The 26,598-nt window shown below is 38.2% G+C and carries 20 protein-coding genes; 19 read left to right on the forward strand and 1 reads right to left on the reverse strand.

Annotated elements, in window-relative coordinates:
* Positions 1 to 29: 29 nt before the first annotated feature.
* The gene (gene sufC / locus ACLJX0_RS06035; RefSeq protein WP_410879191.1) at positions 30 to 776 is read left to right on the forward strand and encodes a Fe-S cluster assembly ATPase SufC; all 747 of its coding nucleotides are present in this window, start codon (positions 30 to 32) and stop codon (positions 774 to 776) included.
* Positions 777 to 829: 53 nt separating this feature from the next.
* Positions 830 to 2,149: a Fe-S cluster assembly protein SufD gene (sufD, locus tag ACLJX0_RS06040; RefSeq protein ID WP_410879192.1), complete on the forward strand. Its 1,320-nt coding sequence runs from the start codon at positions 830 to 832 to the stop codon at positions 2,147 to 2,149.
* 211 nt (positions 2,150 to 2,360) lie between these two features.
* Here sufD and ACLJX0_RS06045 read toward each other — a convergent pair whose 3' ends face one another.
* Positions 2,361 to 3,017 carry a DNA-binding response regulator gene (locus ACLJX0_RS06045; RefSeq protein ID WP_410879193.1) on the reverse strand — a complete coding sequence of 219 codons (657 nt, stop codon included), beginning with the start codon at positions 3,015 to 3,017 and terminating at the stop codon, positions 2,361 to 2,363.
* A gap of 89 nt (positions 3,018 to 3,106) precedes the next feature.
* On the opposite strand from ACLJX0_RS06045, the gene tssO reads away from it, so the two are divergent.
* The 17 genes from tssO (at position 3,107) to ACLJX0_RS06130 (ending at position 26,592) form a co-directional block, all read left to right on the forward strand.
* Positions 3,107 to 3,622 carry a type VI secretion system TssO gene (tssO, locus tag ACLJX0_RS06050; RefSeq protein ID WP_410879194.1) on the forward strand — a complete coding sequence of 172 codons (516 nt, stop codon included), beginning with the start codon at positions 3,107 to 3,109 and terminating at the stop codon, positions 3,620 to 3,622.
* 5 nt (positions 3,623 to 3,627) lie between these two features.
* The gene (locus ACLJX0_RS06055; RefSeq protein ID WP_410879195.1) at positions 3,628 to 4,149 is read left to right on the forward strand and encodes a type VI secretion system transmembrane protein TssO; all 522 of its coding nucleotides are present in this window, start codon (positions 3,628 to 3,630) and stop codon (positions 4,147 to 4,149) included.
* Between the two features lie 6 nt (positions 4,150 to 4,155).
* A complete protein-coding gene (locus ACLJX0_RS06060) occupies positions 4,156 to 5,061 on the forward strand; it encodes a hypothetical protein (RefSeq protein ID WP_410879197.1) in 906 nt (301 codons plus the stop codon).
* A 2-nt stretch (positions 5,062 to 5,063) separates the two neighbouring features.
* On the forward strand, positions 5,064 to 7,565 hold the full coding sequence (gene tssR, locus ACLJX0_RS06065; RefSeq protein WP_410879198.1) for a type VI secretion system protein TssR domain-containing protein: 2,502 nt from the start codon (positions 5,064 to 5,066) through the stop codon (positions 7,563 to 7,565).
* 11 nt (positions 7,566 to 7,576) lie between these two features.
* Positions 7,577 to 10,075: an AAA family ATPase gene (locus ACLJX0_RS06070; RefSeq protein WP_410879200.1), complete on the forward strand. Its 2,499-nt coding sequence runs from the start codon at positions 7,577 to 7,579 to the stop codon at positions 10,073 to 10,075.
* A gap of 2 nt (positions 10,076 to 10,077) precedes the next feature.
* A complete protein-coding gene (locus ACLJX0_RS06075; protein ID WP_410879201.1) occupies positions 10,078 to 10,518 on the forward strand; it encodes a GPW/gp25 family protein in 441 nt (146 codons plus the stop codon).
* A gap of 12 nt (positions 10,519 to 10,530) precedes the next feature.
* Positions 10,531 to 12,420, forward strand: coding sequence for a type VI secretion system baseplate subunit TssF (locus tag ACLJX0_RS06080; protein WP_410879202.1), 1,890 nt, complete (start codon positions 10,531 to 10,533; stop codon positions 12,418 to 12,420).
* Positions 12,417 to 13,352 (forward strand): hypothetical protein, encoded by a 936-nt coding sequence (locus ACLJX0_RS06085; protein WP_410879203.1) that lies wholly within the window; start codon positions 12,417 to 12,419, stop codon positions 13,350 to 13,352. Before ACLJX0_RS06080 ends, ACLJX0_RS06085 begins: the two co-directional genes overlap by 4 nt.
* An 18-nt stretch (positions 13,353 to 13,370) precedes the next feature.
* Positions 13,371 to 14,255 (forward strand): TssN family type VI secretion system protein, encoded by an 885-nt coding sequence (locus tag ACLJX0_RS06090; RefSeq protein WP_410879204.1) that lies wholly within the window; start codon positions 13,371 to 13,373, stop codon positions 14,253 to 14,255.
* Between the two features lie 10 nt (positions 14,256 to 14,265).
* Entirely contained in the window at positions 14,266 to 15,420 is a 1,155-nt protein-coding gene (locus ACLJX0_RS06095; protein WP_410879205.1) for a hypothetical protein, read from the forward strand.
* 153 nt (positions 15,421 to 15,573) lie between these two features.
* A complete protein-coding gene (locus ACLJX0_RS06100) occupies positions 15,574 to 16,020 on the forward strand; it encodes a hypothetical protein (protein WP_410879206.1) in 447 nt (148 codons plus the stop codon).
* A gap of 10 nt (positions 16,021 to 16,030) precedes the next feature.
* Positions 16,031 to 17,401 carry a DUF5458 family protein gene (locus ACLJX0_RS06105; protein WP_410879207.1) on the forward strand — a complete coding sequence of 457 codons (1,371 nt, stop codon included), beginning with the start codon at positions 16,031 to 16,033 and terminating at the stop codon, positions 17,399 to 17,401.
* 356 nt (positions 17,402 to 17,757) lie between these two features.
* On the forward strand, positions 17,758 to 18,165 hold the full coding sequence (gene tssD / locus ACLJX0_RS06110) for a type VI secretion system tube protein TssD (protein WP_410879209.1): 408 nt from the start codon (positions 17,758 to 17,760) through the stop codon (positions 18,163 to 18,165).
* A 176-nt stretch (positions 18,166 to 18,341) separates the two neighbouring features.
* Positions 18,342 to 20,309, forward strand: coding sequence for a type VI secretion system Vgr family protein (locus tag ACLJX0_RS06115; protein WP_410879210.1), 1,968 nt, complete (start codon positions 18,342 to 18,344; stop codon positions 20,307 to 20,309).
* Positions 20,310 to 20,314: 5 nt separating this feature from the next.
* On the forward strand, positions 20,315 to 21,655 hold the full coding sequence (locus tag ACLJX0_RS06120) for a hypothetical protein (RefSeq protein ID WP_410879211.1): 1,341 nt from the start codon (positions 20,315 to 20,317) through the stop codon (positions 21,653 to 21,655).
* Positions 21,652 to 21,951: a hypothetical protein gene (locus ACLJX0_RS06125; protein ID WP_410879213.1), complete on the forward strand. Its 300-nt coding sequence runs from the start codon at positions 21,652 to 21,654 to the stop codon at positions 21,949 to 21,951. Before ACLJX0_RS06120 ends, ACLJX0_RS06125 begins: the two co-directional genes overlap by 4 nt.
* 72 nt (positions 21,952 to 22,023) lie before the next feature.
* Entirely contained in the window at positions 22,024 to 26,592 is a 4,569-nt protein-coding gene (locus ACLJX0_RS06130) for an HNH/endonuclease VII fold putative polymorphic toxin (protein ID WP_410879214.1), read from the forward strand.
* Positions 26,593 to 26,598 lie beyond the last annotated feature (6 nt).

The raw sequence follows: 26,598 nt of genomic DNA on the forward strand, positions 1-26,598 counted from the left end.
CATTACAAATTTAAAATAACAAACAGTTTATGTTACAGATAAAAAACCTACACGCAAGTGTTGAAAATAAAGAAATATTAAAAGGAATTAATTTAGAAGTAAAAGCAGGTGAAATTCACGCAATTATGGGACCAAATGGTGCTGGTAAGAGTACCTTGTCTACTGTAATTGCTGGAAATGAGGCTTTTGAAGTAACGGAAGGTGAAATGTTATTGGATGGGGAAGAATTAGGAGAATTAGCTCCAGAAGAAAGAGCACATAAAGGGTTGTTTTTATCTTTCCAATACCCGGTTGAAATCCCTGGGGTTTCCGTAACAAATTTCATTAAAACGGCAATCAACGAGGCAAGAAAAGCAAAAGGTGAAGAAGAGATGCCAGCCAATGAAATGTTGAAGAAAATTAAAGAAAAATCAGAGTTGTTGGAGATTGATCGTAAATTCTTATCGCGTTCATTGAATGAAGGGTTTTCTGGAGGAGAGAAAAAACGCAATGAAATTTTTCAAATGGCTATGTTAGAACCAAAATTAGCAATCTTGGACGAAACTGACTCTGGACTAGATATCGATGCATTGCGCATTGTAGCCAATGGAGTAAATAAATTGAAAAGCGAAGATAATGCGGTAATTTTGATTACGCATTACCAACGTTTGTTAGACTATATCGTTCCTGATTTTGTACATGTACTATATGATGGTAAAATTGTAAAAACAGGAGGAAAAGAACTAGCCTTAGAATTAGAAGAAAAAGGATACGACTGGATTAAGGAATCACTTTAATAAATAAGTGTAAGACAGACAAAATCATTTTAATCTACTAGGTAAAAGAGAATATGGAACTTAAAGATAAATTAATAACGTCTTTTGTTGCTTTTGAACAGCAGTTGCGTGGAGAACACGATACGCTTCACGACATTCGCGTAGAAGGACTAAAGACATTTGAAAATAAAGGTTTCCCAACCAAAAAAGAAGAAGCGTGGAAATACACTTCTTTAAACGCAATTTTGAAGCAAGATTTTTGTGTGGTACCTAAAAAAGAAGTAGCAATTGAGTACAAAGAAGTAAAACAGTACTTTTTAAGTGACTCAGATACCTATAAATTGGTGTTTATCAATGGGGTATTTAGCTCTCATTTGTCTGCTACAACTCATGATGGACTTGATGTATGCTTAATGTCTTCGGCTTTGACTAAGCCAAAGTACAAAATGCTAATCGATACCTATTACAACACGCTTGCGGATAAAACGGATAGCTTAACAGCTTTGAATACAGCCTATGCTGTGGAAGGAGCATTCATTCATGTGCCAAAGAGCAAAGTGGTTTCTAAACCCATTGAAATCATTTATTTATCCACGGCTGGTGAACAAGCTTTGTTGGTACAACCGCGTAACTTAATTATTGTGGGTGAAAATGCACATGTACAAATTTTGGAACGTCATCAAAGTTTGGATGAATGTAGCGTATTTACAAACTCAGTAACGGAAATTATTGGACACAAACGTGCAATCGTTGATTTTTATAAGTTACAAAACGATTTAGATACAGGTACATTAATCGATAATACATTTATCAAACAAAAGCAAGAAAGTAGAGTGTCTGTACATACCTTCTCTTTTGGTGGTAAATTAACGCGTAATAACTTGAATTTCTACCAAGATGGAGAGCGTATCGACAGTACCATGAAGGGAATTACGTTAATTGGTGGAAAACAACATGTGGATCACTATACGCTAGTTTCTCACGATAGTCCAAACTGTGAAAGCCACCAAAACTACAAGGGATTGTACGATGACAATTCTGTAGGGGTATTTAATGGTAAGATTTACGTAGATAAAATCGCACAGAAAACAGATGGTTTTCAACAGAGCAACAATATCTTGTTGAGCGATAAAGCGCAAGTGTATACGAAACCACAATTGGAAATTTTCGCTGATGATGTACGTTGTTCACATGGTTGTACAATCGGGCAATTAGATGAAGATGCCATGTTCTATATGCGTCAACGTGGTATTCCACAAAAAGAAGCCAAAGCGTTATTGATGTATGCATTTACTGATGAAGTAATGGAATCGGTAAAAATACCAGAACTAAAAGCAAAGGTGGCCAAAGTGATTGCCTCTAAATTAGGCGTTGCAATGGGATTCGATATTTAATATTATTTTATTCGTTATAAGTAAAAAGGGTACTTAACTACAAGGTTAAGTGCCCTTTTTTATTTTTAGACGTTTTAAGCCCTTTTGTTCTGACTAACCGGTATTGTGTGGTCAGAATGTAAACTGTCCCATAAATCGATGCAAAAGGCTGTTGTAAGAGAGGATTAGCTACTAGTTGATTTCTTTTTTTTAGCTGTGAATTGTTGCCTTATTACTTGTAAAGGTGCAAATGTTGTTCCACACAATAGGTAATTAATTGCACCTTATTTTTCAGTTTAAATTTCTCTGTCAACTTCTTGATATAGGTTTCAACCGTCCTTCCGCTTAGGTGGACTTCTCTTCCAATTTCATTGTTTGTCAATCCTCTACAAGCATAGTTAATAATCTTTAATTCGACAGAGGAAGGGATGTAACCTGTCGCTGTTTGATCGATGGTTGTAGGGATAATTGTACCTGCATTAGATTGTACTTGCCATTCGTGAAGATAGCGTTCATACGCTTGAGACTCTTCCTGAAACAAGGCTAGAAGTAATTTAAATATAATCGCGCTGTTCTTTTGACAATAATAGACGTGTTGATAGGCATTAAATAAGGCGTATAAATCTTCCTGATACATCTGAGTATAGATAATAATAGGCGTTTTATTCTGCTTTTTTCGCAATATTTTTAGTGCTTCTATACCCGTCATAAATGGGGTAAAAGCATCAATTAGTAGAAAATTATTCTTTTGATATTTTAACCGGTTAATTAGTTCAAAACCATTAGAATACTCCTGTATTAAATCCAGTAATAACGATTGATTAATGTGCTCAATTAAGAGATTTTTAAAGTGTAAATCTGATTCACAGATGGATAGCTGTATGGGCATTTATTTTTTTTTAGCTTGTAAAATCCAAAATTAATATTATTTTTGACTTGTTGAATTATTCGTAATAAATAAACCATATATTTTATTTTATGTATTTGAAAAGTGTAAATTATAAAGAAATATATTTTAAAATAGCAGTTTTTATTGTGTATTTTTTAATTTTGATTTTTGTATTTTTTATTAGTATTTATTTCTTTTATAGAAGTTTTAATCAACAAAAAAAACGAGTAGAAAACGATCTTATTGCCTATAAATCACTGTTGAATAAGCAGTATCTCTTGAAGAGCAAAGTAGATACGATTTATTACTACATGCGCTTACTTTATAGTGGAAAAGTGGAGCACGATAGTTACTTAGAGGAGTATATTACAAAAGATTTAGTTGAGATAAAAAAACTACTAAAAGAGGAAAATGAAGAAAATTTTATAGGATACACTGCGCTCTTGCCACAACTTGACAGTTTGCTGCTTTTGAAGCATGAGATTATCGTGGTAGGCAATCAAGAAGCAGTAACCTTACGTGACTTAAATGCTTGTATGCATCGCTTCAAAAATGTATATACTGAATTGACGGATGATCCTAGTCGAAAGTTTACTAAAAAGTAGGTATAATGGCACAGTTTCATTCATCTCTATCGCAAAAGGAACAGCGCTATCAGCTGTTGTATTTGATTGGTATGTTGATTTTTGTTTTGGTTCTATTGGGGGCAATTTTTTTGCGAGGCTATTCTTCGCCTTTTGCAAAAGAGGCTGTTATGGAAGCTGAAATGTTAGATCAAAAATACGCGTTTAACGTGGAACAAAAGAGGCTAGAACCTATTGTTGCATCTACTTTTCATCAAATTAGTATACTAACGTTGACCTATCCCAAGCCCATTGAAGAAAATGAAATAAACCATCACATCAATCAGCTTACTCGGGCATTTACTTCCCTCGTGATTGACGATCCTCGTAAGGCAGTGTATGGGCAAATGGCTTCTTTTTATGGGATGTATTTAGAAGATAAAAAAATTATCGCCAAGAAAACAGAAAATATCGAATTGTTTCGCAAGCAGTTTGAGGCGTGCTCTATTGGCTTTAAGGATAAAGAACAGCAATTAATTCAACGCAGAAATAGCGTCTTAACACGATAAAAATAAATGAGTTACATCGAAAGAAAGAAAGGGAGAACCACAGGGCTTATCTGGGGTATATTGTTACTGTGCTTAGGTGGAGTGTACGTCATTCAACAGTATTTGTATCCCTCCAAGGTAAAAGTAGAGGTTTCTGTTTATCCAACAATTCTACAGGTAGGAGACAGTCTATATTTTGAAGAAACTACCCCACATCCTACTACTATACAGTGGGTGTTTGGTGATGGTGATTTCTCATCGGACTCCAAGGGGTATCATGTCTATAAAAAGCCAGGTTTTTATCAATTAACCTATGAGATAAATCAAAAGGAGTCTCAAACATTTTCCATAGAGGTTAAGCCTAGTGTCAAGGAGAATGATGGTGATTATTTTACAGAAATTGAAGCACCAACGGAGGCTATGCAATTTGAAAATGTCATGTTTCGAGCGATTACCGATAAAGCAAGTCTGTTTAGTTGGAAGTTTGGTGAAACAGGTACGATAGATGCCAAGGAGCCTTTTGTAGTTTACGCCTTCCAAGAAGCGGGAGAGTATGAGGTTTACTTGTATACGGATGAAACAGCATATCCTGTGGTACACAGTATAAGAATCTATCCCTCATTTGAAAATCTCAATGCGGAATTGGATGTGGAAGAGGACTATAAGACCATTGACGAAGATTTTAAAACACATCTGCAACAAATAGCTGACGGAGCTCCTTTTAATCAGCATTATAATTATTTAGTGGACAGGTATTTATGTGAGAATGAGAATGCTCTAGTGTTGGTGAATACTACCAAACGCAATTCGTTTTACTACTACTGTATGGGGTTGAGATTTGATCGAAAAGCCTTTATAGAATCCGTTAAGGTTGGTTTTAATGAAGAGGAGAATTGTGTGACAAAATTGACTATTGTTCAAGTAAGTAATTAAAAATGAAAGATAAAATTAGTAGGAATTTTTTCGGTTTAAGCGTAGTAATTTTACTTGGATTATCGAGTTGTACAGCAAAAAGAATAACCATTCAAAAGACACCTAAACCCCATGTTATGGGTATCTATCAAGACAATGTATTGTTGTCTGGTAGTCCCAATAATAGCAAACCTTGGGTAGTGTACGCCCATACAGATAACGCTCCTCTTTACGCCAACGCAAAAAGTGAAGCCGCAGATACCCGTGTTTCATTTCTTACTCCTTTGGTCGTGCTTAAGCACAAAGGGAATCGCTACTTAGTGGCTTCTTATGAGGCAGGTAGTATACAGGAGGGGAAGCTCGATCCAACGCGAATCAAAGTACAGGGATGGATGGAGCAGCGCGATTTATTGTTGTGGACAGAGTCTCTTCGCGATGCTACAACGGGGTTTCGAATTAAAGGAATGCTTGCACTACAGGAAAAATCAATCCTTCCTTTGCTTGGAATGTATATGGATAAGGATTCGATTTATATATTTAAAGATACGCGTTTACAGCATAAAGGGGAAAGTAAATTGCCCCTGAATACACTTGTTTATCTCTATGGTTTTTCCGCAGATAATAAAAAGGTGCTCTTGGGGACTGCTCCTCAATTGGAAGAGGAAAATTCAGAGAATAAGGTGTATGGTTGGGTAGATGCACGTATAGTAGGATTATGGGGAGAACGTACTGCTTTTCGAATGAAACCCACCACAGGAACAGAAAGTACTCAATTGGGAGTGGAAACTACAACTCCGTCAGGTACCGTCTTTACTCCTGTTCGGAGCTCAGATACACTAGAGGATCGATTGCGTTTGATGCAACTTTATCCTCTGACGTATGGTACGACTATGCAGGATTTTAAAATTAACTATTTTGATCAGGTATTGGATTATCGAGAAAATAAAGTGTACAATGTTGACGGGCAGCCTATTTATTATGATGCTTATAGACAAATCCTCCAGAATAATCGGAAATTAAACGTTGTATTTCTTTTAGATGGGTCGAAAGAAGTTGTACCCTATTTGGATGCATTAAAGGGGGTTTTACAAGGTTTAACCAAGCAATTCGCCGAACCTAAGTATTTTACTTCCCTTTCTTACGCTACCTTTTTTTATCACCTCAATCAACAAGATAAAAGCAAGAATGAAGCTCCTTTACTTGATGCGGAGCATTGGGGACAAACCATTGGAAAACCTTTTGTATTCAGTCGCATGTCTCCGAAAGAAGTCACGTTCAAAGAAACCATGGCTGAGGTGAATAAATACCTGGGTTTACGAGAAAATCAGACGAACCTGATTGTGGTTATAGGCCAACGTTTTACAGCTTTAGATTTAGTAAAACAGGAGGAGTTGGCCGAGCAAGTAGCCCAAACAGGTAGTCGTGTACTCTTTTATCAAGTGCACGCGGATTCTGGAGATACCCATAACGATTTTGTCTTGACAGCAGAAGCTGTGATTCAAGCTTCTACTGAACAAGTAGGAAATGCAAAACGGCAGCGTCTTGTGGAGCAAGAGGGAATAGTAGGCCATCATTTGTTTGATTTATCTCAGGCTAATCAAGGGATTTATCAGTTGGATTATCCTGCGCAAAGCATGCATCAGGGAGCCGTTATTTTTCCCGCAAAAGGAGCCGATAATAAACCGATATACTTGCAACAGGTTCTCGTTAAAATGGTCAATGATATCATCCAAGATAATCAACGGGTTGATCACGTACTTACAGCTGCATTTAACAGTGATGCAGGATTGTCACAGACAAAAGTAAAGGCAACTTATTTAGCTAATTATCAGCAAGAAAAAGATTTTGTAGCTCTTCCTATCGCCAAACAGTTGATGAACCAAAACTATGCGTTTAGGCAAGAAGGAGTTCTTCGTAAACCCACAAAATCGGATACGGAAATAACGGAATATGGTGTATTGTTAGATGAGCAGGAAGTAAATCAATTGCAGGAAGAATATAGACGTATTTATCAGCGGGTATTTAAAAAAGGAGCGTTGGACAACAATAAAATGATTCGAAGGTACATCACCGCTGTGCAAAAGAACAACCGTTCATCCCAAAAGAAAAAAAGAAGCTTCTGGCGTAAAAACACGATGTTTCTGGGATTGTTTCAACAAACGGGTTTGTACGTAAATCCTTCAGATACAATCGCTAAACAATCCCTAGCACAATGGAAGCACAAAGATATACTGAATACAGCTATACTTGCCGATTTCTTTCGACAATTTAAATTGATTGCTGACCAAATTGAGGAAGAAAAAGCAAATAAATTAACGGTAGTACAGCAAAATGAAGCGAATTTTTATTGGTTGAATCAGACTTATATGCCTGTGTTGGACGAACGAAAAGCAAAAGAAGTTGAAGAAACTTTTGATTTTTTTTTCTTGGAGTTAGAGGGAATTAAAGCGATAAAATCCACGAAAAATAAGGAGGAGAATCTTAGTGATGAATATATAAAACGAGTAAAAAAAGGAATGCCATAAATAAATAAAAAATGAATGTAGCTGTCAAACACGAGTCCTTACAACAAGTGATTCACCTAGCAAAAACTATAGCCAAAGAAAATGATCACGCCCAATATTCAGGAGCACATGTATTACAAGCCTTGATGCATCCACGTATTAGTTTACATGATTTTTTAGCCGCTATCGGCCTAGATTCCTCTTACTTTTTTGAATGGGCTAAAGTTCGAATGGATGAGTATCCCAAGGCCACACGAATGATAAATGAGGTGGAAGAGGATGCCTCGATTTCAGTCATGTGGGAAAATGCGGAAGATATTTCGAGTAAAATGGGAGCACAAGAGGTAATTCCCTTGTGTTTACTAGCCAGTGTACTCAAACCCAATATTTTTTTCACTATAGACCAATTGAAATCGCTTCCTGTCCAGGCATCAGAATTGATTTCTGAATGGCAGTATTTGAACTGTGAATCCGCTCTAGTTGATCGATCGAATGAGCGTGATAAAGCGGAAGAATACAAGTATTATCACAGTTCGATTGATAAAAGTCCCTTACAATGTTACGGTATAGCGCTGAGAGATAAAATCGTAAGAGGTAGCATTGATGCGGGGATTTTGGGACGCGAAGGTGAGATGCGCACTTTGATTGAAATTTTGGGGCGAAAGTCAAAGTCCAATGTACTTATCGTAGGAGAACCCGGGGTAGGGAAGACAACTTTAGTGGAAGGACTTGTCTACCTATTGGAGCAAGAGGAATGTCCAATATTCTTGAAAAACCGTCAGTTGTATCAGTTAGATCTGAGCTTGTTAGCTGCGGAAACGAATTACAAAAGTGAGATAGAAGATCGTTTTAAAAAAGTAATTCAAGAGTGTGAAAGGAGGAATGTTATTCTTTACATTGATGATATTCATTTGTTAGTAGATCAAAAGGGGATGTTTGGAGGAGTAATTAATGGGTTGAAAACACATCTATCCAATGATTGTTTTACGGTTATTGGTGTAACGACAACAGAGGATTATCGCAAGCTTATTGAACCCGATGTTGCTTTTAATCGAAGATTTGAGAAAATAGAAGTAAGTGAACCTGACCTTGCAACATGTATTAAAATGTTAGAGAGCCGGTTGTCGAACTATGTTGCACACCATACTATTATAGTTGAACCTGAAGCGTTACCCTACTGTGTTACCTTGGCTAAACGTTATGCTAAGGAAAAAAAACTGCCAGATACTGCTTTTGATTTACTAGATCGTACGATGGCTTCAATTAAGTTGCTTAACGAAGAAGGAACAACAGGTTTAAGGGCATGGAACGCCGATTATAAGGCTTGCGTAAACAGCATTTTTAAAGATGATCAGACTAAAGTCAAGGAAATGCTCTGGTTCTTTCGTCAATTGGAACAACGCGTTAGCCCCATTCTTTGGGGGCATTTAAGAGAACAACCTCAATTGGAACTTTCCATGGGAAGTGAAGAAATACAATATAGTATCGACGGCATTTATGATGAATTGATGGTGCATGCTCAACAGAAAATTAACAGTGTTTCCGATGTTGAATTGGCAGCGGTTATGGCAGCAAAAACGGGAATTCCTTTGGGAAAAATTCAAGTCCAAGAGAAGGAAAAACTCTTGGTTATGGAAGAGGTCTTAGGGCGTCGTGTGGTTGGACAACATCAGGCGTTAAAAGTGGTAGCTGATGCGCTTATTGAAAGTCGAAGTGGCTTAAATAAACCAGGGCAGCCTATTGGATCGTTTTTCTTTTTAGGCCCTACAGGAACTGGAAAAACCGAGTTAGCGAAAGCCATCGCGGAATTTCTTTTTCACGACGAAAAGGCAATTATTCGCTTTGATATGTCTGAGTTTAAAGAAGAACATGCCGCGGCGTTGCTCTATGGTGCTCCTCCAGGCTATGTTGGTTATGAAGAAGGAGGGATGTTGGTGAATAAAATCCGCCAGCAACCCTACGCTGTAGTGCTGTTTGACGAAATCGAAAAAGCACATCCTGCTGTTTTTGATATCTTTCTTCAGTTGATGGATGAAGGGAAAATACACGATAAATTAGGAAAAGAAGGAGACTTTAGCCATGCGCTAATTTTATTTACCTCCAATATTGCTAGTGAAGCTGTAATTCAGGCTTTTGAACAGGGAAAAACCCCTACTTCTAAGGAGTTAATGCAAGAATTGAAAGGGTACTTTCGCCCTGAGTTTTTAGCGCGTATCACTGAAATTGTTCCTTTTGCTCCGATTACGCCAGCGAGGGCAGAGGAAATATTTTCAATTCAGTTAAAAGGGCTGATTACAGCGCTTCATCGCTTGCAAATTGCTTTTGAAATAACGGATTTAGCACTTAATAAATTAGCTGTTTTGGGCTTTACCAAACAATATGGCGCTCGACCACTCAACGGCGTAATTCGCCAAGAAATTGCTAGACCCCTTTCCAAAATGATTGTGAAGGAAGAGCTGGTGGCAGGACAAAAATTGATTGTTGATTGGCAAAAGGAATCAGTTGTATTTCATACTATCACTTTAGAATAAACATGCAAAACACATTTCTAAAATTTCCTTTTAACCCCGATTTTGCCATGATTGAAGGGAAAGAATTACCTACGTGTAATTTGGGGGAAAGTATTGCGCAACACTTAATGCTATTGATTTTAACACGAAAAGGGGAGCATAGATTTAACCCGGATTATGGGAATGCAGTATGGGAGTTAGAATTTGATAATGCGGTGACTTTAGTTGTCTGGGAACGCGTATTTGCAGAAAGCTTAGCAGAGCAAATAATTCGATATGAACCTCGAATCTCTCACCCCGATATTCAGGTGAATGTAACGTATGTAGAGCATCAGTATGGAACGAAAGACTTTGTTGAACTAAAAAAGATGGCTACCATCGGAATCAATGCACGAATGACCGATACAGGCGAACGCTTTACGTTTAGCACGCATATTTATTTGAGCCCCATGACAGTTGATTAAAAGTGAAAAAGGATGAAAAAAATTGGAAGTAATTCAGCTAAAGAGGAAATAAAATCACGCATAATGCAACAGGCGACGAAGCTTTGGGGAGTGACGAACCCTCATGCTTTGGATCCATTTATTAGCTTGTTAATCGATGCCTTTAGTACGGAGATTTTTAAAGTCAACAATGAAATAGAGCAGATTAAAGCAAGTATTTTAGAGAAGACGGCTCGTTTGTTGACGCCAACTATGTACACCTACTCTAAACCCGCACATGGCATTGCTGTGATTGAACCAGAAGAAGCTAAACAAATCTTACGAGATCATCAGGAATTTACAATTAAAAAGGTATTTCCCTCTAGTACGAAAAATGCAGCAGATCTCAAATTGGATATCCCTTTTACGGCTATTGATGAAGTTCATCTTGTTAAAGCCAAGATAAGTCATTGTCTTTGTGGGGGTAGCCTGTGGGAATACGATGCTTTTTTCAATAAGATACTAGTAGACAAGACGACCCTAGCTATGCCAGCGAATCAGTTGTTTTTAGCTGTTGATTACAGCGCGTATGAAGAGGAGTATGAACCTGAGAGATTGAGTTTATATTGTGATAATCCGCGCTTTGAATCACTGGATTTTGTGTATAAACTCTTGCCTTTTACTACTCTATCTGCACAAGGATCTCCACTAATGGCAACAGCTGGTTTGTCTTATCCAATACAAGGGCATAAAACTAGCGATGAAGTTGCTTTTGATGGGTTTTCTGTGGAGCATAACATCCGTGAAAATATTAAATCAATTTACGAAAGTAAATTTATAGAATTAAGTGGATTCACAGGAAAAATAAGTGAGATTAAAGGAGGTCATCTGCCTCCAGCACTCGCGTGTTTGACCCAACAGAAACAGGTGTATGAGGGTCTAAAGGGAAAGCGTTTGCTTTGGATTCAAATTGATTTTCCTCCTCCTTATACTCCAGAAATTATACAGGGTTTTTCTTTTTACCTCAATGCCTTTCCGGTCTATAATAGAGGTTGGAGATGCAATGAATCGAGTTTGGATATTATGGGCAATACTATTCCTCTTGTTACACAAGCGGGAGAAGCCTATTTGTATATGGAACAAATTGTAGATACGCACGCGAGGGAATATCGTGAAATCCCCTTTTCGGAATCTAGTGGTTTAGCACAAGGAGTTTATACCATTCGAAAGGGTGGAATGGAACGGTTTAGTACGCGAAATGCAGTAGATATGATTAGCTATGTGATTGAATTGACGCGAGATGAGGTTTCTGCTTTTGGAATTCTCGAACGTGATAAAGTAATAGAAACGCTACAACAAATGGTGCAGCACATGCAGCTGTTAGATCAAAGGGTCAAGATGGTCAATGGAAGCATCGCCAATGAGGTTTATTATGCTATTGTTGAAGCATTCGCTGATACATTGGCCTTCAAAGCATCCTATTGGATTACCCATTGTGATCTGGCCAATAACATTCGAAAGGGTACTTTGCTCACCCAACACAATCGATTGTATGCTGATGTGAATAAACCTGCTATTTTATTGAGTACGACTCAAGGAGGTGAACGAGAAAAAAAAGGTACAGATGCCATCCAAGCCTATAAATATGCTTTGACAACCCGCGATAAAATTATATCAGTAGAGGATATTAAAAATTACTGTAAAATGATGCTACAAGAACACTGTAAGGAAGTGCATATTTCAAAGGGAATCCAAGTTAGTGATAAACCAACAGAAGGTTTTATTCGCACGGTCAATATTGAGATTGTTGTAGATAATTTTGAGATAGGAAGTAAGAGGTACTGGACGGAATATGCACATAATTTTAAGCGACAATTGGTAGATCGTGCCATTGATGGTATTGAGTATAAGGTATGTTTTAAAGGTGAAAAAATATCGATATGAAAAACATTACCTTTTCTGATATACAAGGCTATAAAGGAGAACATACGGATTATAAAGCAGAGGTAATTGCCTATGCAATTTGGAAAAAGCACAGTGAACTTGATGGTGTTTTTCTCAAGCGATTGGGGAGTAATAATCGAAGCTTTCACAAAGATTTGAAGCAGATAAAAGTGGAGTTTTTAGATGTAAAGGAAAATAGAATTAGTGTCGAAAGTTATAGAGAAGGACTCTATGATTATTTACCCGAAGGCCTTTTTCACCCTCCGTCATTTAAAAACTCCCGTCAAACAATTGGGGAAGTTGTTGAACAAATTAGACAAGAGAAGAAAGTAGAGCAAAAATTAAGAGCCTTCTTTCAACCTTTTGAGTTGGAGGTGTACTTCAGCTACCTCAATGCATTAGCCTTAAGAGCTAGTTTCGATGGTCTTGAACAACAAGACCAATTGGTTTCTTTGTTTGAAGAACTATGGCCTGTTTTGAGGCTTTTGGATGACAAGAAGACAAGAATATTAGCAAGTTTATTTCCTCATTTACACGCATACAGAGGAAAGAAAGATTGGGTTGAAAAATGCCTCAAAACTTTGCTCGGTGTCCCTGTTGAAATTCATATTACACCTAGTAAACTAACTGGATTTGACGAATTAGCTCAAGATGTAACCTTAGGAAATGCACAAGTAGGATTAACCATGGTATTAGCTGCAGCTTATTTTGAAGGAACTGCCAATTGGACAATTGAATTTGGCCCAATTGCTTATGAGGAACTGCATCTGTATGTTGAAGGAAGCCCTTTACGGGTCCTATTGCAAACCTTCTATGATTATTGTGTTCCCGTTACGGTAGCGGTTCTCGAAAGGTTCACTACCCAGAAAAAAGAACAGGCCTTTTGCTTGGATAACAACAATTGTTGTTTAGGCTATTCAACCTATTTATGATGTAAAACAGCACCCTTTATGCAAATCGAATTTATACAATCCTTTTTTATTGCGCATTTACTTCTTCCATTGCTAGCCTTACTTGTAGGGATTCCTTTGGTTTTACTTCAGCAAAAAATGCCTTACATCAAGTTAAAAGAAGTGTTGATTTATGTACTAGTTAATGCAATTGTACTGGCCTTACCTGGTGTATTGGGTTTTTCGGGTAATCGTTTTAATCCCTACTGGTATCTGTTGGGAAGCTTTTTTTATTTGTTGATGGGATGTCTGCATGTAGGTCAGGTACGAAAGCGATTTCGAGGGCAGGAAGTACCTCAAGGCTATACCCAAGGATTCGAGGTTATGCTAACCTTAATCAATGTACTTTTAGGAATATGTCTATTTCGGTATATTTTTGATTGGTTTAGTCCTTTTATAGGTTATGCTACTCTCGCGTCAACAGCGAGTTTGGTTTATGTCGTCCCTCTTTTATTCTATTATACTTATATCCAATTCCTACAAATTCCCTTCCGTATTTACAAAACCTGGAGCTATGAAATCTATCGTGAACAGTTAGATTTTGATGGGGTTGACTTAAATCAACTTAAAGTGGTTACGATAGAGTTGACAAAGAAGGTCAACGATGGGCATCAATTTCGCATAAAGGCAAAAACTCTGAATTCGGGCGTCACTTTTGGCGATTGGTTTCAAAAGGTATTAGAAGATTATAATTTTAAAAATGCTACAAGCACGATTGCTCTGCAAAACGAAGATGGAACCTATTATCACTGGATATTTTATAGCAAACGATCTCTATTTCACTTCCGGAGATACTTAGATTTTGATATCGATATGGCCGAAAATAAAGTCAGAGAAAATGACATTATCTGTTGTAGGAGAGTCGTTGAAAACAAACAAAAATAAAAAGAATATTATGATAAAATCAATTCAATATGATGCAGTCAACTGGGTGGATGGTATGAAAGTTTCGCAAAAACACTTTGATGCTCAAACGAATTTCATTCTAGAGGGACTACGTGATGTGAGGGCAACTTCTAGCTCTGCTTTTTCATATGGATTACTACCGTCGACAAGCCATTCCCAAGGCAAGTGTGTCTTTGAAGTATTTCCAACAATTTCAGGCGATTTAGAGCTTGTCATGCAACAATGCAATGCTATTACGCCTTCAGGATTTCGCATTGATTGTGCAGAAACAAAAATCAATATTAAACCGTTAATTCCCAGTGTTGGAGAGGAGTTGCAACAACAAAAGAGTGACTATTATCTGATTCTTATCGTTGATCCTTTTGATAAAGTCCCTTTTGGCTCTCTTCAATTGGAAGAGTCTCCTCCTCGCTATCCCTATACAAAAGCTAAATACCGATGGGAGTTAATCGCTGTATCCATGCTGAATAGTACGTTTTGCCATCCTAGTGGAGGTGATTATGTGATCGTCTGTAAGATCATGGTTCATGGAGATATAATTCAGTTGGAGGAAACGTATATTCCGCCTTGTACAAGTGTGCTAAGTCACCCCGTATTGCTCCATCATTACAACCGTATGGGACATTGTATGCCTTTGTTGGAAAAATACGCAGTAAAAATTCTGCAAAAAGAAAGTAATACGAAACAAAATACCAGATTAATGAGGAGTGTGAAGTTGCTTTGTCAAGTCTTAGTACAGGACATTGGCTCAGGTTATTTTTATTTTAGAAATATAGTTCCTCATCAGGCTCCTCTTTATTTTATTGGTTGTTTTTCGCAAATCGCTACGCATTTGTATCAAGTAACCCAGACGCTTTTACCCGCAGACTTAGAAGAAGTACTCAACTACATAAGCGAATGGAGTGAAATACCTCCTCATGCGTTTTTAAATCAATTGACAACCGTAGCCGAAATTACCTATCAACATTGGGATTGTGCGACACCTTTGGGAGAAATTCAAACCCTAATGAGCACTCTAGAACTGATTTTCCTCAAGCTGAATGAACTGGATTATATCGGTCAACGCAAAGAAAATATCATTGTAAATGAATTTGAGGTCACGCCAATTCCAAAAACTAACCGAGGTTGGAGTGTATTGGACTAACACTAAAGTGATAAGATGCGTTTGTTCAAACAAGGAATCAAAGCAATAAAAATCATTAGGAGTGTAACAACAGTCCTAATGGAGCAGAAAAAAGACAGGAGACCTATTTTAAAGGATAAAGTAATAAGTACTAATTTATATAAAAACGAAACTATGACAATGTTTAATTATGGTGTTGGTGGAAATGAAATCAAAGTCGACACCAACGACGCAGTCCAAGAGATTCAAGGAAATAAAAGTTTATTGGTCGCTAAATTAACAAACGAGGAAGCTATTTCTCCTGAAATTGTAACAGGACTGAAAACAGTAGAAGACGTGTTCAACCATTATGCACCCCATATTACAGTTGAGCACAATACGCCTGAGGGGCAAACCGTAAAGGAAGAATTCAAATTCAATAACCTAGGGGATTTTACACCCAAAAAAATGGTTAATAATTCTCCGTATCTCAAAGGATTGCAAGTGGATGAAGAACAGTATAATAAAATTGTGAAGCAATTGAGAGTAAATAAAATGCTCGGCAAGGTTCTACAGGATGATGTAGCAAAGAAAGAGTTTGCTGCTGCATTACGCACAATTGCACAAGAATTAGAAAAGTAAGAAATAGCAAATGGCAAAAGGTAGTCAAGAATTACAAGCGATGGGACATCATATTCCATCGCAAATAGGAGAGAAAATTGAAAGTCAAGGACTCATCGGGTTTGAATTAGAAAAACTAGGAGGATTTGGATTTGTTGAAACAGTAGTAGAGGGCATGGCCAATATGAATCCAGAACGAAAGGCACGTCGACAAATTTTTCTGGCGGATTCAAGTAAAAAAGAAGAGCGGGCAGACTTGCTGAAAAATATAAAGCTTTGGTTGGAGTTGCTCGAGTCTGGAGCGTCAATAGAGGAATTGATTCAACAATACAAGCAAAAGTCTAGTCAAGCGGTAAGCAGTTTGAAAGACAACCTCAAACAGGCATTAAATCAATGTCGTGAGTTAGAGGTGAATTATCGTACGATTGCACAGTTTTACAAAAACACAGGGTTAGACAAAGTTGATAATGTTCATTTGATTAATGCCTCCATGGAGCAAATAACGGATTTAGATAATCCTTTGTTTATTAATTATATAGCTAAGGAGTTTACGCTGTATTATGATCGATTGGATTTGAGGGATAACTATTCCTTACTTGCTATTCCTGGGTATATGGGATCCAATAAAATAGTGGATAAATGGGCCAAAATTTGCAATGAAAATAAAGTGATGTTGATAACTGATTTCGCCAATTTAGATAAACCAGATGATGTGGTTGATTTATTTTACTCGGCTAATTTAACCAGTGGAGAGGTACATAAAAGCAATGTGATTATGACCTGTAACTGGCTAGTTGGGCGTGGTCGTGCAGAAGACGTGGGAGAAGAGGAAGATGTGTTTATTGCTCCCTCTACGTCGTTGACTGGAAAGATTCATAGAACATTGATGTCTCAAGTAGCAGCAGGGAAAAAACACGGAGGAATTAACGAGGTAGATGCGGTAAAATTTGAGCTGAAAAAAAGTGAAATTTCCCAGCTGGAAAAAATGGGACTGGTGCCCATGGTGAATGAATATGGAAAGATTATGGCCTTCTCTGCTAAAACGTTGTTTGATGGAGATAATATTGGACTGCAAACCTATTCCGTTGTTCGCGTCTTTGATTATGTTACGAAGGTGTTGCTGGATTTTCTTAATCGAAGAGCTTTTGAGAATTGGAGCGCAAAAACAGAAGATGATTTACGTAAGCAAATTGTCGTTTTTTTAGATGGAATAAAAGGAGCAGATAAACTCATTGAAAAATTCAAAATCGTGCGATTTGAGCAAGATAAGCAGCAAAAAGATCGGGTTTGGTTGGATATTCGACTGACTCCTTACTTTCCTGCGAAAAGCTTTGTCATCAAATTAGATGGTCACAAAGGGGCTGATGGGAATGAATGGGAAGCTGAATATCTCCAGGAATAACCAAGAATCATTAAAAATAAATATTGTTTTAGACCAGTAGTTTAACTCAAAACTACTGGTTTTTTTATTCATTTTTTGCCAGCTATGGTAGAATCAAGAAAAGCTATTATTGAATATAATTATTTGATTAAAAAATTGTTTAAAAGTTGAAAGTTGAGAACAATACACTAGAATAATTTTACTTTAGATAAGCTAATATAAAAGCGTTTTTTACTAAATAAAAACATTGAATAATTTATTTTTAACTCTTTTTTTACAGTAAAATCCCTATTTTTTTAAGAATAGAGCAATGGATTTTGATAACTGCTCGAATTACTTTTTAAGTTTGGTTATATAATAATTTAAAACTCATATGTATGGCAGAAAACAATTCAAGAGCCGTTTTAAAATTCAATGGAGGAGATGCACAAAAGGTATTAAACCTGAAATATGGAGTATCTCGTTCCGTGGATGTCTCAGGTCGTGTCGCTTCCGACCCTTCTAATGCTTTAATCACTATTACGGTTGAAGCGACAGATAAATCTGATGTGTTAGAAAGTTTACTCAATGGGAAGTATAAGCCAACAACGGGTGAAATTATCTTCAATAAATCACATGAAGAAGGCACGTTAATCACGCTAAAATGGGTGAATGGTTATGTTATTCAACATCAGGTAGATTTTGATGCGATTAATTCGAATGCAATGTATATCACCTTTGTGGTCAGTGCGGAGCAAATCGACTACGGGAATTCGGCATATCAGGGCACTTGGCCAAGTGCTTAATTCAAAACCGAGGTAAGGTGTTTAACGCCGTTTGTCATTAATCGGAGTGAGTGGAAATCGCCGTTTTACAGCGCGTATGAAAAAAAATGAATTTGTTTTTCTCTTTTGTTTCTTCGATTTCTGCTCACTCTTTCAATAGTAGTTAAGAATCAACCCGTTTTCAAATCATATAACCTATGTCAGATAAAAGCGTATGGAATGATCCAAAATCTCATCAAACCCAAGAAGCAAACACCTATTTGAAGGAAAATCCCCTTGTTTATTCAAAGGACATTAGTAATGCTAATGCCATCGCAAATCACCTGCATTCTGGGGTTACTCCACTAGTTGATGTTAAAATTGTAATTGAAGGTGTGGCGTGTAAGGGATTTAAAAAAATAAACGTACAGCAAAGTAGCCAAGGGCATCATTCGTTTGTACTTATCGTATCTCCTTATGCATTAGGAAAAAAAGAAACGTATCATTTGGAGCAAACGCAAGAATTGTTAGGTAAACGATTACGTGTACGTTTTACCTACAAGTATGGTAAAGAGAAGCCTGAACGTGATTTTATAGGTGTCATTACAGCTGTTAGTTTTGAGCAATCGAGGGAGAGCAGAGGTGATATTGTACTAGAGGGATATAGTCCTACTATTTTATTGGATCGTGCTCCGCATATTCAGAGTTTTGGAGGTAGTGAAGCTTTATCTCTGCAAACTATCGTCCATCAATTAGTCGAAGAGGGGTATGCACAAAAGGGAAAATACAATTACGAGATTCACACGCCTATGTGGCAGATGCTCTCATATAGTTGTCAGTATAATGAAACAGCTTATAATTATTTAGTTCGCATGGCAGAAGCCTACGGAATGCCTTTTTTTTATGATGGCGAAGTACTTCATTTTGGTGCGATTCCTCGACAGGAAGCTCCGATACCGTTGGTGTATGGACGTGATGTGGATCAGATTAAAGTAGAGGTATCGGCACAACACGTCAATCGAGAATTATATGGATATGATAGTTTGAATCACGAGTATTTAAATGCAACAAGTGAAACAAATTTACAACTGAACGGAACGTTAGCTAAACAAGCGTATGAGCGATCGCAGCGCGTTTTTACAGCACCTTCTGTACAAGCACCTCCAATACATGCTCAAACAACTCAAGCGGTTACTCTAGCGCAACAAGCATTGATTGGTCATGTAGGAATGCGCGTTTTTACAGTTTCTGGAACAACGACAGTCCCTTTTCTATATCCTGGCTGTATTGTAGAACTAAGTATGTTTCATACAGAGGAAAGAGAAAGTCATTTTTTTACCAAATTAATGATTACGCATATTGTCCATGAGGTTGATGCGTTGGGAACCTATAATGGACGTTTTGAAGCCGTTGATGCAGAAACGGGTTATATGCCCACTACAGACTACCAAAGGCCTATCGTAGAGCAACAAATTGCAACGGTGGTCAATAATGCTGACCCACAACAGAAAGGACGCGTACAAGTGCAATTTGATTGGCAACAAAGAGACCTCAATACTGCTTTTATCCGCGTTGTGGCTCCCGATGCAGGAAGTAGTAATACCGTAGATACCAATCGTGGATTTGTTGCAATTCCAGAAGTAGGGGATCAGGTACTTGTTGGGTTTATCAATCAAGACCCCGATCATCCAATTGTATTGGGAGGATTGTTTCACGGTAAAAATAGTAGTGGTGGTGGAAAAGACAATAACCTAAAAAGTTGGAGTACGAAAAGTGGACATCGTATTGCCTTAGATGATGCGGGAGGAATCCAGATTGCAGATAAGAAAAATAACGTTATTCAATTAGATGGAGCAGGTGAAATCTCAGTAAAAAGCACCAAATCCATTGTGCTACAAACTGGAAAGTCAAGCTTCGTTTTAGATGAAGATGGTACAATTTCTTTACACGGAATCGCCTTGAATTTAAAAGGAGAAACAATTTCCAATCTAGCGAGTCAAAAATTGACGGAACAAAGTGGTAACGCTACACTGCTCTTAGATGCAGAAGAGAATGAAGCAATGTTGAGTGCGAAGTCGACTACAATTAATGGGGCTAGTACTGCAACGCTAAGTGGTGGGATAGAAGCCAAGGTAAGTGCAGATGGAACAGCAGCAATCGAAGGAGCTATTGTTAAACTAAATTAAACAATATGGAAAATAACCCCATTCAACAGCGAATGGAAGAATTCGAATTAAAATATTTAACACTGCGGTATGCGGAAGTATACAACTACCTCATTATGCGCACAGCTCAAAGAGATTGGGATATGCTTGAAACCTTTTACGACTATATGCTAGGTATAGACAACGAAGTTGATGATGTAGTGGTGGTGTTCGAGTCGCCCTTATACCAAGAAGAAACGTACAGTAAGGCATTGGTAGAAGAACTTTTTGGGTTGGTTTTTTTGTGGAATTTTTCTGAAAAACCACAAGGAGTTGAAGATAATTACGTGGATTGGGAAATGGATTTGAGCTTGGCGTCTAAAAAGAATGTTGCGGCTTTATTTGTTGCCAATATTAACGCTTTTTGCGATGCAGTTGAATTAGCAGAGGATTCCAATATCGTATGTTTATTCCACTATAAAAATAGTTCACCAAAAGCAATGCTTCATTGGTTGAAAGATTTAGCTCAATTGGAGTTACATCCTCGTGTCCATATTGTCATTAGCGATACGTTTGAGGCTCCAATATTCAATGCGTTGAAAGATTATGCCCCAAAATCTACTCGGATTTTAGAACATCATTTTGAATTGGACCAAGCCATCAAAGAAATTGCTGCTATGGGTGATCCTGAAGCTCCAGATACGCAATACCGATACCATCTTATGCAATTGTTTGAAGGGATAAGTAAAAAACAAGAAAAGGAGATTCGTAAACATGCTAAAATCTGCTTGGATATTGCTGCGAAAAATGCAGCTTCAAATGACAATTGGAAAATCCAAAAAATGATAATTTACAGTGCGTTGGCTACGTTTGAATATGGTGAAAAACAGTTTCAACAAGCTGTGAATTATATTAATCAAGGCCTGGAAGAGGTACAAGCAGTTTTGGGGCTTCTTCCCAATGAAATGGTCTATCGCCTCTTAGGGCAAGGCTTATTGTTTCGAGGAAATTTGTATCTCCTTTTGAAAAAAGAGGAAATAGCAAAGGATGATTTTGTTCAAGGAGAACTGTACTATGCGGATAGCCAGGATTACCTGATGCAAATAGAGGCCTTGCGTTTAATTGCTAAAGCTGCTCAGAAAGAAGGAGAAACTCCGCTGAGGTACGAGGCTTTGAACAAAGGGGTGCGTTTAGGAGTAAAACTTAACGCAACGCTAGCCCAAGCTTCTACATATCCTTTGCTAATTAAGGATGTTTTAGCCACTCGATACCAACGGTTTATCTCTGATCGTGAATTAGATGAAATCATCCAACCACTATTAGGTGGGCAATGGAGAATAGAAACGAAAAGTGTAAAACACATCATCGAAAAGAATATAATACAATGAAAACGGAAGAAAAGGGATGGTTAGTTGTACTCATTCAACTATTTCCCGAATTACCAGGTTTATTATTGCTTGTAGTGGGGTTGGTTATCCGCTATTGGGCCATTCAAGGAAAAGAATGGATGTACGATACGGGTGGACCAGGTATTTTTAGCAACATAACTTGGATTCGCAACACATTTGGGACAGTAGTAGCCCAGCGTTTGAATATGTTTATTGCATGGGGGATCATTGTAGCAGGGATTGGCTTTATTGCCTTAGGTATATGGTTGAGAATCGCAACAACGACAAATAAATAAACAAGTAACCAATTCAAAGTAGAGTAATGAAAGAGAGTTATAAGTCTTGTTATTACCTTAATTATCATCATTATGATAGAAGAAAATGTCAAAGATCGAAAAGCCCATACAGCACAGCAGATAGAACATAGTTCTTATAAGGGATCTACCTATTACGAAGAAACTTTTGATGCCAAGTATGAAGAGTACAAGAGTGTATTTTGGGGCTGGTGGAACAGACAACATCGTATCACAGCCGACGAACACTTAACTCGAGAACAAAAAGCTACGGCTGTGGTTCTCAATCTTGCGGAAGGTGGGCTGACCGCGTTTTCAAAAGTGACTAGTTTTCCTGCAAAAATCAGCGATGCAGTGATGTTACCTTTGTTGAGAACGGTCAATTTTGCTAAGGGTATTGGCTGTTTGCCGGTGTGTAAGCAATTGGATCCAGTTATTAACCTAATGGACATCCATATGATTATGGTTCCTCCATCAACAGCACCAATACCTGTGCCGCATCCCTTTATGGGATTTTCCTTGCGCCCCAAGGATTTTCTCGCTCTAGCTGCTATGACGGTAAGTGTAGCTGTGAGTAAAGGATTTGAAGATACTATTGAACAACAAGTTGAACAGGAGAACCTATCAGAAGAAAATGCAGGTTTGATTAATGAATCTGCTGCGTTTGCGACGAGTATTGCTCGGATGTTTATCGGACAATTAGGTGCCTCAGTGAAAGTGGGAATTGCTTTGCCTCGTACCGTTGCTGGAACGAGTATTCGCTGTTTAGAGCATATTCCTATTGGAGGAGGATTTCACCCAGTGGCTGAGAATACCCTTACCAAAAATACAGGACATGCGTGGCTAGGAAGTATGCTAGTTGTAGCAGATGGATCGCCGTTAGTGGGAGCCTTTGCTCATCTACAAAATGTATGTTCGGATGTAGGAATGACCTCTATTCATGATGCAGGTCCTGTTTCCGATCCTGAAAGTGGAGTAAAAGCTAAATTATATGTCCCTACAGGGATGATTATCCCTATTCCTTTGACCCGAATGGTCTTAACAAATCCCATTCCATCACCAATCAACCCGCTTGCAGCACCTAAAATGTTATTTCGTGCAGGATTGAACAAGCTCAAAGTAAAACGAGCCAAACAGATTAGTAGACGGGAAGAGAACGCAAAGCCCTGCAGTCATACCTCTAGAGCCTTAAATAAGGTAAATGAGAAGCTTTTTAACCATAAGCATACCCAAGGACTCTATAACAAAATAGATAAAAAATTAAAGACCTATGTCGGTCATCCTGTGGATGTCGCTGGAGGGGATTTATTTACTGAAAGTACGGATTTTACCTTTACAGGGGTGATTCCCTTGTCTTTCGAACGCGTGTGGTACAGTGATAGCAACTATGATGGACCTTTGGGACATGGATGGCACCATCGTTACGATATGGCTTTGTTTATTGATGTAACTACACGTAGAGTGCAAGTGCGAATAGGAGATGGTCGATTAATTAACTTTGATCGTATTCCAACCTCAACTAGTCCAACTTCGCGCTACCATCGTTCTGAAAAGGTATGGCTGTGCTATGATGAAAAAGGCAGTTACTATCTCAAAAATCAACAAGAAGAATGCTATAGGTTTACCACGTCTGCCTATTCTAATAAACAAGGAGCTCATCTATTAGCAGCAATCTCTAATCAAGATGATTTTTCAATTCGCTTTACCTATAATGTTGATGGCATCCTGACAACTATTTACGACTCCGTAGAACGGGAGTATTCCATTAAAAGTGATGCAAAAGGACGAATGACTCAGGTATGGACGGATGCACCAGTCAAAGATAGAACTAAGTTGTGTATAGCCGAATATGTCTATAGTGAGGAAGGAGATTTAATTGCGCATTATGACGAAGTGCGTCAACCCATACGGATGAAGTATGAACACCACTTGCTAGTAAAAGAAATAGGACGTAATGGACATCCTTGGTTCTTTAAGTATGATGGCAAAAAAACGGGAGCAAAGTGTATTGAAACCTGGGGAGAGGGAGGAATACATCACTTTAAGCTAACGTATTATAAAGGCGAGACCCTAGTGATTGATGGAGAAGGGAATAGCACGACGTACAAGCATCAAAATCATGTGGTCTACGAAACGGTTGATGCCAAAGGAGCAAGCTGGAAGAACTACCACAACCAATATGGAGAGTTAGAACGAAGTGTAGATCCTTTAGGGCACACGCAGAGCATTATTCGCGATGATTGGGGCAATGCAGTCCAAATCATTCACCCCGATGGACAATTTATACAACTAAAGTATCTCGATGGAGATTTTCCGTATTTACCCACAGAGATTATTGATTCTCGTGGGGGAAAATGGATCTACAAGTACAACCAAGCCGGACGTATGCGAGAAATGCGCAATCCCTTAGGGGCGAAAACCCAAGTGACCTACAATACAAGGGGACAGCGAATTGCAATTACTAATGGATTAGGCGTTTCTACCCAATTGAAGTATGACAAATACCAGAATATAACAGAAATTATCAGTACGACGGGTCAGCGAACGCAATATCAGTATGACGAATGGAGCCGCTGTACACATTGTACCAATGCCAATGGAATTCAACAACGAAGAGTCTTGGATGACCTAGGTCGTCCTCTTGTAATTAACGATTTTGATGGAAATGTAATACGCTTTAACTATGATGCGTTAGATCGAGTCATACAATATGACGATGACCATCGAAGTATTTCCTTGCGCTATAGGGGTATTCATTCTTTAATGAGCAGAAAAGAAGATGGCCAGGTGATTCGCTATAGCTATGATTCGAATGAACGATTGAAACGCATTATCAACGAAGAAGGAGAACGCTATGACTTTGACTTGGATGCAGTAGGTCAGTTGGTTCGTGAAAAGGGCTTTGATGGTGTAGAAAGGAAATACAAACGCAATGCTGCGGGATGGATTACTAGGGTTGAGCGCCCTAATCAACGATGGACCCAATATGAGTATGATGAAATGAGACGGATAATTCAAGTGGAATATCATGATGAAATGAAAGAAACCTATACCTATGAAAAAGGATTGTTGCGCCAAGCAATAAATCCCAGTGGTGTACTAGGTTTACAGTACAATCTTCTCGGTCAAGTAGTAAAGGAGAGCTTTAATGGACAAGAAGTGCAAAGTATCTATGATGAACAGGGGCGTCGCACAGGTATAACGAGTAGTTTAGGTGCACATTTTTCTTATCAGTTTGATGCCTGGAATAATATAGTAGAGAGCCAATGGAACGATTGGACAGTTAAACGACAGTATGACCCTTTTGGTCTGGAGTGTTTGAGAGATTATGAAGGAGGGGTGCAACAAGTGTGGGAATATGATGCTTTGGGACAATTGCAAAGCCAACGGGTGAACAAGCAACAAGACGTAAATCGCGTTTTACCTCAATTCTATCGAAATTATGTATGGGAGACAGGCGGATTACTCCGTCAAATAACGGATCAAGGACAACATCATACGTTTTATCAGCGCGATAAGAGAGGATTTCTACAGGGAGTTAATTATGGAGGAAACGAACAAGAAGAACGAGGGGTAGATGCGAGTGGAAACCTCTATCAACGGTGGAATTGCAAGGATAGAACCTACAAGAAAAACCGCTTGGAAGAGACTCAAACTACGCGATTTTACTATGATAAAGAGGGATATCTTGTTGCAAAAGAGGAAAAGAGCACAGGACAGAAGTGGACCTACCAGTGGAATGCCACGGGTATGCTTAGTCGCGTGTTTCGCCCAAATGGAGATACGGTAGACTTTGCGTATGATGCTTTGGGCAGACGCGTAAGTAAGCACTATAAGAGCACCACTACCCATTATGTGTGGCAAGGGGATGTCGTTTTACATGAATATAAAACCTTTGACGCAGGAGCAACAACAGCAGAGGATCTTATTACTTGGGTGTTTGAAGAAGATAGCTTTATTCCGATAGCCAAGCTCAAAGGAAACAAGCGATACAGTTTGGTTACCGATCATTTAGGAACGCCAATTCGCGCGTATACGGATCAAGGAGATAAAGTATGGGAACGCGAGCTGGATAGTTTTGGAAATGCACGCATGACCGTTGGCGATGCGGGATTTTGTAACTACCTTTATCAAGGACAGACTTATGATCGTGAGACCGGTCTAGCTTATAATCGCTTTCGATACTACGACCCGAGTGTAGGTAATTACATCAGCCAGGATCCTATTGGCCTAGCTGGTGGAAATCCAACTTTGTATGGATATGTTGCCGATCCTACTGGATGGTTGGATGTGCTGGGGTTAGCTGGTAATAGTTATGGTACTTCTAAACGAAAAGCATTTAGAGAGGCAAAAAGAGATGCGAGTATAGTAATGAGTGAGCAGCCATATAAAGTTGATAAAGTCCCAATGTCTGATAAATGGGGAGGACATATATTAGATATGAATAAGCAGCCTATTATGACTAAAGAATATTATTATATTAATAATAGACTTGAACATATTGTAATACAAAATCATGCTGCAGGACATCAATATCCTGATGGAATCGGTAATCAAGGACCGCATTTTAATGTTAGACCTATTGCCAATACACGTACAGGAAAAGTTAAGAACACAAAAGAGCATTATCCTTTTGATAAATAGTTTTAA

Origin of the sequence: Myroides sp. DW712 (assembly GCF_046557355.1) — a bacterium.
Lineage (GTDB): Bacteria > Bacteroidota > Bacteroidia > Flavobacteriales > Flavobacteriaceae > Flavobacterium.